The sequence below is a fragment of the Glutamicibacter sp. AOP38-B1-38 genome (assembly GCF_052377485.1).
Classification (GTDB): Bacteria; Actinomycetota; Actinomycetes; order Actinomycetales; family Micrococcaceae; genus Glutamicibacter.
In genome coordinates this window covers 1-13,150 of sequence record NZ_JBQSWU010000004.1, presented here as the reverse complement: position 1 = coordinate 13,150, position 13,150 = coordinate 1, and the positions used below count along the sequence as shown (strand labels likewise).

Sequence of the window (13,150 nt, the reverse complement as noted above, 5' to 3'; positions counted from 1 at the left end):
GGATGAACTCATGACCACCACCGAGGAAATCAAGAAGGGCCTAGCAGGGGTCGTCGTGGACTACACGGCCGTCTCCAAGGTCAATCCGGACACCAACTCGCTGCTCTACCGCGGCTACCCCGTGCAGGATCTCGCGGCGAACAAGTCCTTTGAAGAGGTCGCGTTGCTGCTTTGGACCGGCGAGCTGCCCAGCGAGTCGGAGCTGACCGAATTCTGCGCCTTTGAGCGGGCTAATCGTGCGCTCGATCCGCGGGTGAAGGCAGCCATCGACCTGCTGCCCACCGACTGCCACCCGATGGATGTCGGGCGCACCGCCGTCTCGGTGATCGGCGCGAACCACCTGGAGGCGGAGAATTCCTCCCCCGAGGCGGAACTGCGCAAGGCGAAAGAGCTTTTCGCCGCCTTCCCGGCGGTCGTCGCCTACGATCAGCGCCGCCGCCGCGGCCAGGAAGTGGTACCTCCGCGCGAGGACCTGGACTACTCGGCGAACTTCTTGTGGATGACCTTCGGCGAGGAAGCCGCCCCGGCGGTCGTCGACGCGTTCCGCGTGTCGATGGTGCTCTACGCGGAGCACTCCTTCAACGCCTCCACCTTCACCGCACGAGTGATCACCTCGACGCTCGCGGATCTGCACTCGGCGGTCACCGGCGCCATCGGCGCCCTGAAGGGTCCGCTGCACGGCGGCGCCAACGAGGCGGTGATGCACACCTTCGACGAGATCGGAATCGACAAGAACGAGTCGCGCAAGGATGCCGCAGCCCGCGCCAAGACGTGGATGGAGCAAGCCCTGGCCGAAAAGAAAAAGGTCATGGGCTTCGGCCACCGCGTCTACAAGCATGGCGACTCGCGCGTGCCGACCATGAAGGCCGCGCTGGATAAGATGATCGAGCACTACGATCGCTCCGAAATGCTCGGCCTGTACGACGGGTTGGAATCCGCGATGGACGAGGCGAAGGCGATCAAGCCGAACCTCGACTATCCGGCGGGCCCGACCTACCACCTGATGGGCTTCGACACCGAAATGTTCACGCCGATCTTCATCGCGGCGCGAATCACCGGCTGGACCGCTCACATCTTCGAACAGCGCGCCTCCAACGCGCTGATCCGACCGCTGTCCGCATACAACGGCCCGGAGCAGCGCGCCCTGTAAACACCTAGGGCAGCTACGGTTCATTCGGCGGGGTCGGACCTACGGGTCCGACCCCGCTCTTGCGTTTCCGGCACGTTCAGTCTATTGTTTTTCGATAGGTATACATCGCTAAGCGACAATTGGAGAGTGTCACATGGGTAAATTGAGCACTTTGGCGTTGCGAATCGTGCTGGGGCTGGTAGTCCTCGGCTCGCTCTTCATCCAATGCTTCATGATCCCCCTGGCGGCCATGGAGCTGGCGGACCGTCCAGCAGAGTTCGCCTACCTGCGCATCTCATTGTTCAGCTACGCGGTACTGGCCCTGCTGATCGTTCAGATCTGCTGCGTCTGCGTCTGGAAACTGGTCGCCCGGGTGCGCCGCGGAACGGTCTTCACCCACGCCTCATTCAAATTCGTCAACATCATCATCACTGCAATTGCCTCCGGGGCGGTGCTGACATTCATCCTCGGGACGATCATGGCCCCGGGCGAGGCGGTGGCTCCCGGCGTAGTGCTCCTGGTCGGCGGATTCGGTGTCCTGCTAGCGGGCATTGCCCTGATCGTCTTGGTGCTGCGCCACCTGCTGTCGCAGGCGGCGAGCACCGAAGCCCAAGCGGCCCTGCTACGCACCGAGTTGGGCGGGGTGATTTAGTGGCCATCCGAGTGGATATCGATGTGATGCTTGCCCGACGCAAAATGGCGGTCGGCGAATTGGCCGAGCGGATCGGCATCACCCCGGCCAATCTTGCGGTCCTGAAGAATGGACGTGCCAAGGCGGTGCGCTTCAGCACACTGGAAGCGCTGTGCCAGGTCCTGGATTGCCAGCCGGGCGACCTTCTGATTTTCGAAGCCGAAAGCCACGATCCGCGCGGATCCGGTTCTCCGCTGCCCCAATCCACGTTTCCATCCGACGCGTCGAAAATAGGCTAGCCCCAGGGCTCGAAATCGATCGATTGCACCGCCAGATTATCCGCCGCCAGAATGATCTTCGCGGTGAACCGCTCCCCTGCAGCCAAGGCCGGGAGCCAGAGCGGGGAATCCTCCCACATCTGCCTCACCGGCAGTTCGCCGACAGGGAACCACAACGGTTCAAGTTCCTCGCTGGGCACGGGCATCCCGCTGGCGATTCGCGCAGTGAAGACCGCACAGTCCATATTCGCGCGCGGATTCGCCGGAAAAGTAAAGGTCACCCGGGCGGCGAACGTCAGATCTGCCGATTGCACACAAACCCCGGTCTCTTCGCGGAACTCCCGCATCGCAGCGTGCTGCGCAGACTCCCCGGGATCGATCTTTCCTCCCGGCAGCACGATGTTCCCCTGCCCAAAGCCGCGCAGCTTGCGTCCCAATAGCAGCTCGGTGCCCCGGGTGCCTTCGTGCAGCAGCGCCAAGAGCGCGACGGGTTGCGGCTGGGTCACCATCACGCTGGTCTCCGCACCGCTAGTTCACACGCGGGTGCGCGAAGAGGTACGCCTCCCGCAGTGAATCGACGGTGACCTTCGTGTAGATCTGCGTGGTGGTGACCGAGGCATGGCCAAGCAGCTCCTGCACCACGCGCACATCCGCACCACCCTCCAGCAGATGGGTGGCGAAAGAGTGGCGCAGCGTGTGCGGGGAAACATCGCCTGGAATCCCGGCTCGTTCGGCGGCTTTGGACAGGATCAGCCACACCGACTGGCGCGAGAGCCGCCCGCCGCGCTGATTCAAGAACAACGCGGGAGTGCCCTTGCCTTTGGCGGCCAGCCCCGGACGTGCCCGCACCAGATAGTCGCTCACCGCGCGTTGCGCATATCCGCCCACCGGAACAACGCGTTCCTTGGAGCCCTTGCCGAACAGCCGCACCACCGCGTCGGCGGCGAAGTGCAGGTCATCGACGTCCAGGGCGACGACCTCGGAAATGCGCGCCCCGGTGGAGTACAAGAATTCGAGAATCGCCCGATCGCGCAACCCCGCGGGGGTATCGAGAGCGATCGAGTCGAGGATCTGGGTGACGGCAGAAATACTGATCGCCTTGGGCAGCGACTGGCCGACGGCCGGAGGCTGCACCTCGCGGGCCGGATTCGGGGAGCAGATTTCCTCCAGCTCCCAATACTTATGCAGCTGCCGGATGGCCACCGTATGCCGGGCGACCGAACGCGCCCCCAGCGCCTGGTGTTCCGCATCCCCTCGGGCCAGCTGCTGCAGGTAGCCGCTGACCTCATTCTCGGTGAGGCGTGCCGGGTCGGTGATGCCGCGCGCTTCCAACGCTTCTTGGTACCGGGTCAGATCCCGCCGGTAGGACTCCAGCGTATTCTTCGCCAGTCCGCGTTCGATGGCCAGATGCTGCAAGTAGCGGCGTAGCTCGGAAGCGAACTTCGAGGACTTCGGGCTTGGTACCGCGGCGCGCTCGGGACTGCTCATCGCTACGATGAGGTTTTGCTGCGCAGCCCCGGGTGCGCTTCGAAGGCGCTGTTCGCCTCGCGTAGCGAGGCATAACCGGTGGCTCGGGCCGCGTGCGCTGCCAGCAGGCCGACGACCGCCGAGGGGTTGTGGATCTCCCCGGCGAGCACTGCGGCAACAGCCTCGTCCAAGGGCACCCAGCGGGTGATGATTTCGGCTTCTTCTTCGGTCCGTGCATGGCGTTGGTCCGCCGGCACCAACTGCACATCGCGCGCCAAGAAGATGCGCAACGCCTCTGAGGAAGATCCCGGAGAGAGGAACACGTCGGTGAGCACCGACCAGGTCTGCGCGGTGCTATCCGCTTCTTCCCAGAGCTCGCGCTTCGCCCCGTCCAGCGGCGGCTCGCCTGCCACATCGAGCAGGCCAGCGGGAAGCTCCCATAGCCGCATGCCTACCGGATGACGGTATTGGTTAACGAGAAGGACCCGTTCACGCTCATCGAGGGCGAGAATCGACACGGCACCAGGGTGCACGATGTAGTCTCGCTCGATGCGGGTTCCATCATCCGAAAGCTGCACCGTGTCGTGGACGACATTCCAGATGCGTCCTTCATAAACGGTTTCGCTGGCGATGAGCTCTCGTGGTGAAAGTTCATCGGCTATCGGTTGTGGTTCCACGCGAACGGGCCCTTCTATTGGTATTACCTTGCTGGTACTACCTTAGACGGTTTAGAACCGGGTTTCGCTTAGGCGTTGCGCTTGGCCAGCGCCGCGGCGACCAGACCTGCAAACAGCGGGTGCGGACGAGTTGGGCGGCTGGAGAGTTCCGGGTGGGCCTGCGTGGAGACGTAGTACGGGTGTACGTCCTTAGGCAGTTCCACGAACTCGACAAGCTGGCCATCCGGGGAGGTTCCGGAGAAGACCAGACCTGCTTCTTCGAGCTGCGCACGGTAGGCGTTGTTGACCTCATAGCGGTGACGGTGTCGCTCTGCGACCTCGGTCTTGCCATAGGTTTCGGCCAAAACCGATCCTGCTGCGAGCTTTGCGTCATACAGTCCCAGACGCATGGTGCCGCCAAGATCGCCCTTGCCGTCAACGATGTTCAGCTGCTCTTCCATGGTCGCGATGACCGGGGTGGAAGATTCTGGATCGAATTCGGTCGAGGAAGCCCCTGGCAGGTCGGCCATATTGCGGGCGTACTCGATCACCATCGACTGCAGCCCCAGGCAGAGGCCGAGGGTCGGAATCTGGTTTTCGCGAGCGAAGCGCAATGCTCCGAGCTTGCCTTCCAGACCGCGAATGCCGAATCCACCGGGGACACAGATCGCTTCGACGCCCTCAAGTGACGTGCGTGCACCGTCTTCGGTGTCGCAATCATCCGATGGCACCCAGCGAATCTTGACCTTGGCTTCGTTGGCGAAACCACCGGCCTTCAGCGCCTCGGTAACCGACAGGTAGGCATCTGGCAGATCGATGTACTTGCCCACCAGGGCGATGGTCAATTCATGCTTCGGGTTGTTCACCACGTCCAGCAGGCGGTCCCAGCCCTCCCAGTCCACGTCGCGGAACTTCAGCTCCAAGGTCTGCACGATATAGGCGTCAAGGCCCTGGGAGTGCAGGATCTTGGGAACTTCGTAGATGCTTGGCGCGTCGGCGCAGCTAATGACCGCTTCGGTTTCCACATCGCAGGTACGGCCGAGCTTGGCGCGCATCTCGTCGGGGATTTCACGGTCCGAGCGGATCACCAGAGCGTCGGGCTGAATGCCGATGGAGCGCAGGGCTGCCACCGAATGCTGAGTTGGCTTGGTCTTCAGCTCATGGCTTGGACCGATGTATGGAACGAGGGAGACATGCACGAAGAAGGCGTTCTTCCGGCCGATATCCTGGCGGACCTGGCGGGCCGCTTCAAGGAATGGCTGGGATTCGATATCTCCGACGGTGCCACCAATTTCGGTGATGATCACGTCCGGGGCGGACTTGCCGGCACCGGGTTCGGTGGCGGCCAAACGCATGCGGCGTTTGATCTCATCGGTGATATGCGGGATGACCTGAACGGTATCGCCCAGGTATTCGCCGCGACGTTCGCGTTCCAGAACGGTTGAGTAAACCTGGCCGGTGGTCACATTCGCGCTGCCTGGAAGGTTTTCATCCAGGAAACGCTCATAGTGGCCAATGTCCAGGTCGGTTTCTGCGCCATCGTCGGTAACGAAGACTTCACCGTGCTGGAAGGGGTTCATTGTACCTGGATCGACGTTCAGGTACGGATCGAGCTTCTGCATGGTCACTGAGAGACCACGAGCTCGAAGTAGATGTCCAAGGCTGGATGCCGTCAATCCCTTACCCAGGGAGGAGGCCACACCGCCGGTGACGAAGATATGCTTTGTCGTTTCAGACGACCGAGAATCACGAGTTAAATTACGCTGCACCACGGGATTTCATCCTATCACCATTGCTCGCTTGCGCGAATACCGACCATCCACTTTGCAACTCTACGACACGCAACCGCGATGCCAAAGTCCGTTTCCGCAATCTATCGTGCGCTCTTCGTCACCAGGGCGTCGACCATCTTTCGCGCGTCGGCGAGCAGCTCTTCGGCATGCGCCTGCGCGGTATCGGAATCCTCCTGACCTGCCAACATACGCGCCAATTCGCGCACACGCTCGGACTCGTCCAAGGTGATTACATCGCTGGCGGTAAACCCTGCACCGGCTGTGGATTTTCCATTTGAGGTCTTGATCACCCGGATATGGCGATCTGCGTAAGCGGCGACCTGAGGCAGGTGTGTGACCACAATGACCTGCACATGGCGGGCCAGCATGGCTAACCTCTCACCAATGCTTACCGCCGCCTTGCCGCCCACGCCCGAGTCGACTTCGTCGAAGATGAAGGTTGGCACCGGGTCGACCGCGGCGAGTACTACCTCGATGGCAAGCATGACGCGTGAGAGTTCGCCTCCACTGGCCCCCTTGCCCAGCGGCCGCGGCGAGGCGCCGGCGTGCGGAGCAAGCAGCATCTCGATCTGGTCTTGGCCGTAGGCACCAAGCTCAGGCAATTCACTGATCTCAACAAAGAGCCTCGCATCCGGCATGGCCAACGCCGTCAATTCCTCACTGACCCGCTTGGAGAGCTTTGCGGCCGCCTTACGACGAGACTCGGAAAGTTCGGTAGCCAGCGACGCAGCCTTCTGCTCCAGCTCGACCACCGTGCTTTCGAGCTCCTCGATGCGGCAGTCATCGGAACCAAGCTGCTCCAGCCGCTGTCGGGACTCATCAGCCCAGGCAAGCACCTCATCGATGCTTGGTGCGTACTTGCGCAGCAGCTTATTCAGTTCCGCGCGGCGGGATTCAATCAGTGCCAGCCGCTCCGACCCCTCTTCATCGAGGTCCGAAACATAGCTGGCCATATCGCTAGAGAGCTCAGAGGCGAGAATGCCCAATTCTGCGGCGCGATCGGCAAATGCAGCCAATGCAGGATCATCGCCGCTTGACTGCGCGAGCACACCGCGAGCGGATTCGGCCAGGGTGGTGATCCCGGGGGTCTCAAAATCTTCGCTGTCGACGATCGCGCGGGCCTGCTGGCTGGCGCTACGCAGCGATTCGACATTGCCCAGCTTGATTGCGGTTTCGCGCAGTTGTTCGTCTTCGCCCGGCATTGGCTCCAGCGAATCGATCTCGTCGAGAGCCAGTCGTAGATTTTCGGCTTCGCGCACCCGATCTCGCGAGTCTTGCTTCAGCGCCGAGAGTTCCTTGCTGGCGGCGCGCCACTGCCGATAGGTGCGCTGATAGCTGCTTAACGTGCGGGCAAGGGCCGAGCCAGCAAAACGGTCCAGTGCGTCGCGCTGCGCGCCGGCTTCCTTCAGACGGATCTGATCGGACTGGCCATGCACCGCGACAAGCTCTTGGCCCAATTCGGCCAGCAGACCTACCGGAGCGCTTCGCCCTCCGACAGTCGCCTTCGAGCGCCCCTGCGCGGACAGCGACCGAGTGAGGATCAGTTCGCTCTTCTCCCCCACCTCGTCCACAAACGCGCCGGCATGGGTGGCGGATTCAAGTACGTGATTGTCGGGCTCCAGATGCACGACCGCTTCGGCCAGCGCATGCTTGGCGCCGTTTCGCACGGCTCCTGCATCGGCCCGCCGTCCAAGCAATAGTGACAAGGCGGTGATGACCATGGTCTTACCCGCACCCGTTTCACCGGTGACTACCGTCAACCCCGGCCCCAGTGGCAGGGTCGCCTTAGTGATCACGCCAAGGTTGGAGATCGAAATTTCCTGAATCATAGCCCGCTCCCGGTCGTTCTAGTTCATGCGTTCCAGTTCTCGTCCTAATAGTACTTGCTCAATCGTAAGTTTGTTCTAATATCGTTGCTGCGGGTCGTGTTTCCTACTGCTTAGTTTCGTCACGTGCTATCAAGGGGATGCTTGGTTCGTCCTTGTGGTGCGGCTCAATGCTTTGAAAGCCCGGGCCGGTCACCTGCAGCGCGGTGGTCGCCGGACGACGATCGTCCTCGTCGGCAGGCCCACGCCAACCCTGAATGGGCAATTCAAACTTCTTCACCAGACGTTCGGAGAAAGGAGTGGTGTTCAAACGAGCCATGCGTACCGGTATTTCGCTGCGCGTAACCTCGATGCGTGCACCCGGAGGCAGGTCGATGGTACGACGCCCGTCGCACCACAGCACCGCACCGGCCTCTGAACGAGTGAGCGTCTCCACAGCCATAACCGAGTCCGGGGAAACCACCAGCGGTTTGGCAAACAGCGCATGCGCACTAATCGGGACCATAATCAGCGCGGCAACCTCTGGCCAAACTACCGGGCCTCCAGCCGAGAACGCATAGGCGGTAGATCCGGTGGGGGTAGCCATCACGACGCCATCGCAGCCGAATGTGGAGATCGGTCGACCGTCTACCTCGATTACCACTTCGATCATGCGTTCACGATTGGCTTTTTCAACGGCGGCTTCATTCAGCGCCCAAGTTTCGGCCAGGCAGACATTGTCCAACCACACCTTAACCTCGATGGTCATCCGCTCTTCGACGGAATATGCACCTGAAACGAGATCCCGTACGGTGCTCGCCAGCTCGGAGCGCTCGGCCTCCGCAAGGAAACCGACATGCCCTAGATTCACGCCGACCAATGGCAACGGCGCTTGGCGGACCAGTTCCGCGGCGCGCAGCACCGACCCGTCGCCGCCAAGGACTACGCCCAGATCCACCTCATCGATGGTGCAGTCCTGGTCCAAGATCTCCATCGGAACCTGCAGCCCGTGGCTGGCATCGAGCACTGCTTCGTGATCCTTTTGACGCATTACCGGCATCACACCTGCCGCATCGAGCAACCCACAGGTTTCGATGGCCGCGGCGATCGCTTCTTGGCGCCCGGTGTGGGTGAAAACTAGAATGCGTCGCAAGGCAGGCTGCCCCTCTCTGGTTCGAGCTATGCGCTTGGCGCTGAGTATGTCACCGCACAAGCAAGTCACTTCTAAGAGTAGTCAACCGCGTCCCACATTTCGGTTTCACTGACCGATTGTTGATGACCGGTTGGAACTTTTCCGAGCCAGAGGAAGAATTCAACGTTGCCGTCTTGTCCGGGCAGCGGGCTGCGGGCTACTCCGCAAAGCTCCAGCCCGGCTTCCTGCGCGGATATTACAACACCTTCGATGGCGCTGCGGCGTAGCTCGGGAGATGAAACCACACCGGTGCGGTTCAAGTGGTCTCGGCCAACTTCAAACTGCGGCTTGACCATCAACATCAAGGAACCGCCCGCGCGTGTCGCTCCCGCAAGCGCAGCGATCACCAAGCGCAAGGAGATGAAGGACAAGTCTGCCACTACAAGGTCGACTTCTCCCCCGATATCTTCGGGTTTCAGATAACGAACGTTAAGCCCTTCAAAAACCGAAACCCGTCGGTCTTGGCGGATCTGATCGACGAGCTGGCCATGCCCAACATCGGCTGCCACTACGTGCTTAGCCCCGCGGCGCAATAGCACATCGGTGAACCCGCCGGTCGAAGCTCCGGCATCGAGACAGCGCATAGACATTGGGTCGACGGTCGTAAACACATCTAGTGCTCCGGCAAGCTTGTGCCCGGCTCGGGAAACGTATTCTTCGCCGATACTGGCCAGCACATCGAGCCTGGCCGTGATCGGAATTTTTTTAGCAGCCTTGGTGACGCACACTCCATCGAGCAGCACCCGGCGGGCCTCGATGAGCTTTGCGGCCTCGGTGCGCGAACGGGCCAGAGATCGAGAAACAAGTTCCTGATCTAGTCGGTTCATCCGTGGAGCTCCGTGGAATTGAGTTCGGCTTGGAGGGAATCGAGCAGCTGCTCGTAAACTGCGGCGTGCGCGATCACATCCTGCTGCGCCAGCGAGGATAATGTTGCGTCTACCCGCTGGTCGTCAATGTGGACTACCGGCTTGGACCCAGGGGTTTCCATGTTCACGTCGTTCACCTCTGTGCTCGTCGCAGGGTATCCAATCCGCGGGCGGTGAATTGGATTTCTGGGCTGACATGTTCTTGCTGCCGCGAATGAGCCAGCCACCATGCGTGACACGCGGCCCGCCAGGCATTCAGGTCCGATTCGTTCCCGTTGACCTCAATGGATTCGCCTTCCACCTTAGCTACGGACTCGCCGACTTGAACCCCGTACCCGAGGACCTTGATCGTCGGATACGGCCGGTAGAGGTCCGCGAGGCTTGAAATCAAGTAGTTTGGGCGTTCGGCTACTGGTGCCCCGAGCGCCGTACGCGGGGAATCTACGCCGGTCAGCACCAGCGCGGTTGAGAACCCCGCCCGATATCCACCGAGAATATCGGTGTCCAGACGATCACCGACTACCAATGGGCGCCGAGAATCGAGTCGGTCCGCGGCGCGGGAGAATAGATAGGATTCAGGCTTGCCGGCCACACGTGGGGTCACGCCGGTGGCCAGTTTTACCGCGTGGACCAACGAACCGTTACCCGGGGCGATGCCCTCGGCGCGCGGAATCGTGAGATCCGTGTTTGTGGCAACCCACTGGGCGCCGTTGTTGATGGCATAGCTTGCCTCGGCTAGATCGTTCCATGCGACGTTAGGATCGAAGCCTTGGATCACCGCCACCGGTTCGTCTTTGTGCGATTCGACGACTTCCAGTCCCCGCACCGCAATGCATTCACGCAGATACGGGGACCCGACCACTAGGACCTTGCTGCCCGGGTTCAATTCGCGTGCCAGCATTTCGGCGCCGGCATCGGCAGAACCGAAAACCTGCTCAGCACCGGTTTTCACACCAAGCTGACGCAGGTGGGCCGCGACCGACATCGGCGACCGCCCCGCATTATTGGTGATGAACGCCAGGGCGACGTTTACTTCGGCTAGTGCATTCAACGACTCGACGGCGTCGGGGATCCCATTGGGACCCGCATAGACGACGCCATCGAGGTCGGAAAGCACAGAATCAAATCCGGAGATCAGCATTCGGTACTAGTTCCTACTTCTGGGAGTCGGTTTCGGTCTCGATCTCGGCGTCGGCCTCTTCGGCTTGAACCTCGACCAGTGCGTCTTCTTCATCGATGCCGGTCTGCTCGGCAACTGAGGCGTCTTCGTCAATGCCGTCTAGTTTGGCATCAACTTCGTCTTCCTCGGCTTCGTCCGAGTCGGCCTCTGCGACAGCATCGTCCTCATCAGCTACGACGACGATGTTTTCATCAACAACGTCCTTGGCGCGTGGACGCTCATCCTCTTCGTCCATCTCTGGAGCCAGATCCACAATGAAGGATTCGGTTTCTTCCTCGATGCCTAGGGCCCGCTCGGCAGTAGCGACCTGAGCAAACCAGCGCTTTGACTCTTCGCCACGTCCAGCTGCGGAAAGCAGATCAGCGTAGGCGGTGAACAAACGAGGGCTGAAGGAATAAGCACGGTTGAAGTCTAGCTGCTCCAAGGACTCCAGTTCCGACAGGGCCTTATCCAGTTGTCCCAAGTCACCGAAGCAGCCGGCCGCAACCATATGCATTTCGACCTTCACTGCGGTTTCCAGATTCGCGCATTCCTCGGAGTGAGCAAGTTCAATAGCTTTTTCGGCACGGCCCAGGCCTCGCAACGAGTCGGCAATCAACGGCAGGTTATAGTCCGAACCGGAGATCCGACGGTGAGTGCGAAGTTCACGCAATGAGTCAGCATATTTGCCTGCGTGGTAGGCAGCGATGCCAACTGCTTCGCGGACAACCGCAACACGGCCGCCACGACGGGAAGCTGCCAGTGTGTGCTCGTAGGCCAGCTCTGGTTCTTCTTCAAGCAGACGCCCTGCCATTACAAGGTGCTTAGCAACCCAGCTTGCCGAACGATCTTCGAGGTAGCGAAGCTGGGCGCGTGCAACGCGATCCAGCTCTTTACCGGTAACGTCCTCGTCGATTTCTGGCGACTGCTCACGGTCGGGGCGGTTCGAGATTCGCAGGTCGCCCGGGTTGTGAGCGCGAGGTGCCTCTGGTCCCCGGTCGTCAAAGCGGCTTCCGCGATCGGGGCGGTCGCCCTTGCTTCGGAAGTCACCGCGGTTGTCATCACGCTTGAAGCCGCCACGGTTATCGTCGCGTCCGCCACGGAAGCCGCCTTCGCGGTTGTCATCACGCTTGAAGCCGCCACCGCGGTTGTCATCACGCTTGAAGCCGCCACGGTTATCGTCACGGCTGCCACGGAAGCCGCCTTCGCGGTTGTCATCACGCTTGAAGCCACCACCGCGGTTGTCATCACGCTTGAAGCCACCACCGCGGTTATCGTCACGCTTGAAGCCACCGCGATTGTCGTCGCGCTTGAAACCACCACGGTTATCGTCACGGCTGCCACGGAAGCCGCCTTCGCGGTTGTCGTCACGCTTGAAACCACCGCCACGGTTGTCGTCACGCTTGAAACCACCACCGCGGTTGTCATCGCGTTTGAAGCCGCCACGGTTGTCATCGCGACCGCCACGGAAGCCGCCTTCGCGGTTATCGTCACGCTTGAAGCCGCCACCGCGGTTGTCATCGCGTTTGAAGCCGCCACGGTTGTCATCGCGACCGCCACGGAAGCCGCCTTCGCGGTTATCGTCACGCTTGAAGCCGCCACCGCGGTTATCGTCACGCTTGAAGCCGCCACGGTTGTCATCGCGACCGCCACGGAAGCCGCCTTCGCGGTTGTCGTCACGCTTGAAGCCGCCACCGCGGTTATCATCACGCTTGAAGCCACCACTACGGTTATCTTCAGTGCGCTTGAAGCCATCGCGCGAATTGTTGCGGTTTGATTCTGAGTTCCGGAAGTCGCCCTGTCCGCGTTCGGAACTACGGCGGAATTCGTTAGACATGTAATGTCCCCTTCAGCGGCTATCTCAAAACCGCAACCTTCGTGATCGCATTTGCGATGCACTTCACTATTTACTATTCACCATGCCGTCCGGCATGTACATCTATATCAAGTCTACGGGAGCCAACTGCCCTTACCATAAGAATCTGGAGCAATGTGGGCAGACACTCAGTATGGACTATGGATCCTCACCGTTAAAGTGCAAAAAGGGGCTCCACCCCACCAGGCAGAACCCCCACACCAACCCCCGCACCAACCCGCGGGTTAAACAGGTGAGGCCCCCACACCAACAGGTGCAAGGGCCTCAAACCATCATCATTACTGACTTCACTTACTTC

At 61.0% G+C, this 13,150-nt stretch carries 13 protein-coding genes and 1 pseudogene; 3 read left to right on the top strand and 11 right to left on the bottom strand.

The annotated features are described in order from the left end of the window. The first annotated feature begins 10 nt into the window (after positions 1-10). From ACT3TP_RS03255 to ACT3TP_RS03245, 3 genes are all read left to right on the top strand, one after another. Positions 11-1,150 carry a bifunctional 2-methylcitrate synthase/citrate synthase gene (locus ACT3TP_RS03255; RefSeq protein ID WP_096284227.1) on the top strand — a complete coding sequence of 380 codons (1,140 nt, stop codon included), beginning with the start codon at positions 11-13 and terminating at the stop codon, positions 1,148-1,150. A 133-nt stretch (positions 1,151-1,283) separates the two neighbouring features. Further along, positions 1,284-1,781, top strand: coding sequence for a DUF2975 domain-containing protein (locus ACT3TP_RS03250; RefSeq protein WP_096284228.1), 498 nt, complete (start codon positions 1,284-1,286; stop codon positions 1,779-1,781). Continuing rightward, positions 1,781-2,059, top strand: a complete 279-nt coding sequence (locus ACT3TP_RS03245; RefSeq protein WP_255248355.1) for a helix-turn-helix domain-containing protein — start codon at positions 1,781-1,783, stop codon at positions 2,057-2,059. The genes ACT3TP_RS03250 and ACT3TP_RS03245 overlap by 1 nt, the downstream gene beginning before the upstream one ends. Here ACT3TP_RS03245 and ACT3TP_RS03240 read toward each other — a convergent pair. The 11 genes and pseudogenes from ACT3TP_RS03240 to ACT3TP_RS03190 all read right to left on the bottom strand — a co-directional run. Continuing rightward, positions 2,056-2,547, bottom strand: coding sequence for an 8-oxo-dGTP diphosphatase (locus tag ACT3TP_RS03240; RefSeq protein WP_444619463.1), 492 nt, complete (start codon positions 2,545-2,547; stop codon positions 2,056-2,058). The two genes, ACT3TP_RS03245 and ACT3TP_RS03240, sit on opposite strands and share 4 nt — an antisense overlap. Before the next feature lie 19 nt (positions 2,548-2,566). Next, positions 2,567-3,526, bottom strand: a complete 960-nt coding sequence (xerD, locus tag ACT3TP_RS03235; RefSeq protein WP_096284232.1) for a site-specific tyrosine recombinase XerD — start codon at positions 3,524-3,526, stop codon at positions 2,567-2,569. A gap of 2 nt (positions 3,527-3,528) precedes the next feature. Continuing rightward, a complete protein-coding gene (locus tag ACT3TP_RS03230) occupies positions 3,529-4,182 on the bottom strand; it encodes an NUDIX domain-containing protein (RefSeq protein ID WP_096284234.1) in 654 nt (217 codons plus the stop codon). Positions 4,183-4,250: 68 nt separating this feature from the next. After that, positions 4,251-5,933, bottom strand: coding sequence for a CTP synthase (locus ACT3TP_RS03225; protein ID WP_096284236.1), 1,683 nt, complete (start codon positions 5,931-5,933; stop codon positions 4,251-4,253). A 101-nt stretch (positions 5,934-6,034) separates the two neighbouring features. Beyond that, a complete protein-coding gene (recN, locus tag ACT3TP_RS03220) occupies positions 6,035-7,783 on the bottom strand; it encodes a DNA repair protein RecN (protein WP_096284238.1) in 1,749 nt (582 codons plus the stop codon). Positions 7,784-7,886: 103 nt separating this feature from the next. Further along, entirely contained in the window at positions 7,887-8,912 is a 1,026-nt protein-coding gene (locus tag ACT3TP_RS03215; RefSeq protein WP_096284240.1) for an NAD kinase, read from the bottom strand. Positions 8,913-8,983: 71 nt separating this feature from the next. Further along, positions 8,984-9,778 (bottom strand): TlyA family RNA methyltransferase, encoded by a 795-nt coding sequence (locus tag ACT3TP_RS03210; RefSeq protein WP_444619334.1) that lies wholly within the window; start codon positions 9,776-9,778, stop codon positions 8,984-8,986. Beyond that, the gene (locus ACT3TP_RS03205) at positions 9,775-9,945 is read right to left on the bottom strand and encodes a hypothetical protein (protein WP_176484100.1); all 171 of its coding nucleotides are present in this window, start codon (positions 9,943-9,945) and stop codon (positions 9,775-9,777) included. Before ACT3TP_RS03205 ends, ACT3TP_RS03210 begins: the two co-directional genes overlap by 4 nt. Before the next feature lie 5 nt (positions 9,946-9,950). After that, positions 9,951-10,958, bottom strand: coding sequence for an HAD-IIA family hydrolase (locus ACT3TP_RS03200; RefSeq protein WP_176484101.1), 1,008 nt, complete (start codon positions 10,956-10,958; stop codon positions 9,951-9,953). 13 nt (positions 10,959-10,971) lie between these two features. Next, positions 10,972-11,790 (bottom strand): hypothetical protein, encoded by an 819-nt coding sequence (locus ACT3TP_RS03195; RefSeq protein WP_255248356.1) that lies wholly within the window; start codon positions 11,788-11,790, stop codon positions 10,972-10,974. Between the two features lie 186 nt (positions 11,791-11,976). After that, a pseudogene (locus ACT3TP_RS03190) lies at positions 11,977-12,813 on the bottom strand (hypothetical protein); the annotation flags it as partial. Positions 12,814-13,150: the final 337 nt, after the last annotated feature.

Coding starts and splice junctions, on each gene's coding strand:
- ACT3TP_RS03255 (WP_096284227.1), top strand. CDS start 11: ATGACCACCACCGAGGAAATCAAGAAGGGCCTAGCAGGGGTCGTCGTG.
- ACT3TP_RS03250 (WP_096284228.1), top strand. CDS start 1,284: ATGGGTAAATTGAGCACTTTGGCGTTGCGAATCGTGCTGGGGCTGGTA.
- ACT3TP_RS03240 (WP_444619463.1), bottom strand. CDS start 2,547: ATGGTGACCCAGCCGCAACCCGTCGCGCTCTTGGCGCTGCTGCACGAA.
- xerD (WP_096284232.1), bottom strand. CDS start 3,526: ATGAGCAGTCCCGAGCGCGCCGCGGTACCAAGCCCGAAGTCCTCGAAG.
- recN (WP_096284238.1), bottom strand. CDS start 7,783: ATGATTCAGGAAATTTCGATCTCCAACCTTGGCGTGATCACTAAGGCG.
- ACT3TP_RS03210 (WP_444619334.1), bottom strand. CDS start 9,778: ATGAACCGACTAGATCAGGAACTTGTTTCTCGATCTCTGGCCCGTTCG.
- ACT3TP_RS03200 (WP_176484101.1), bottom strand. CDS start 10,958: ATGCTGATCTCCGGATTTGATTCTGTGCTTTCCGACCTCGATGGCGTC.
- ACT3TP_RS03195 (WP_255248356.1), bottom strand. CDS start 11,790: ATGGCAGGGCGTCTGCTTGAAGAAGAACCAGAGCTGGCCTACGAGCAC.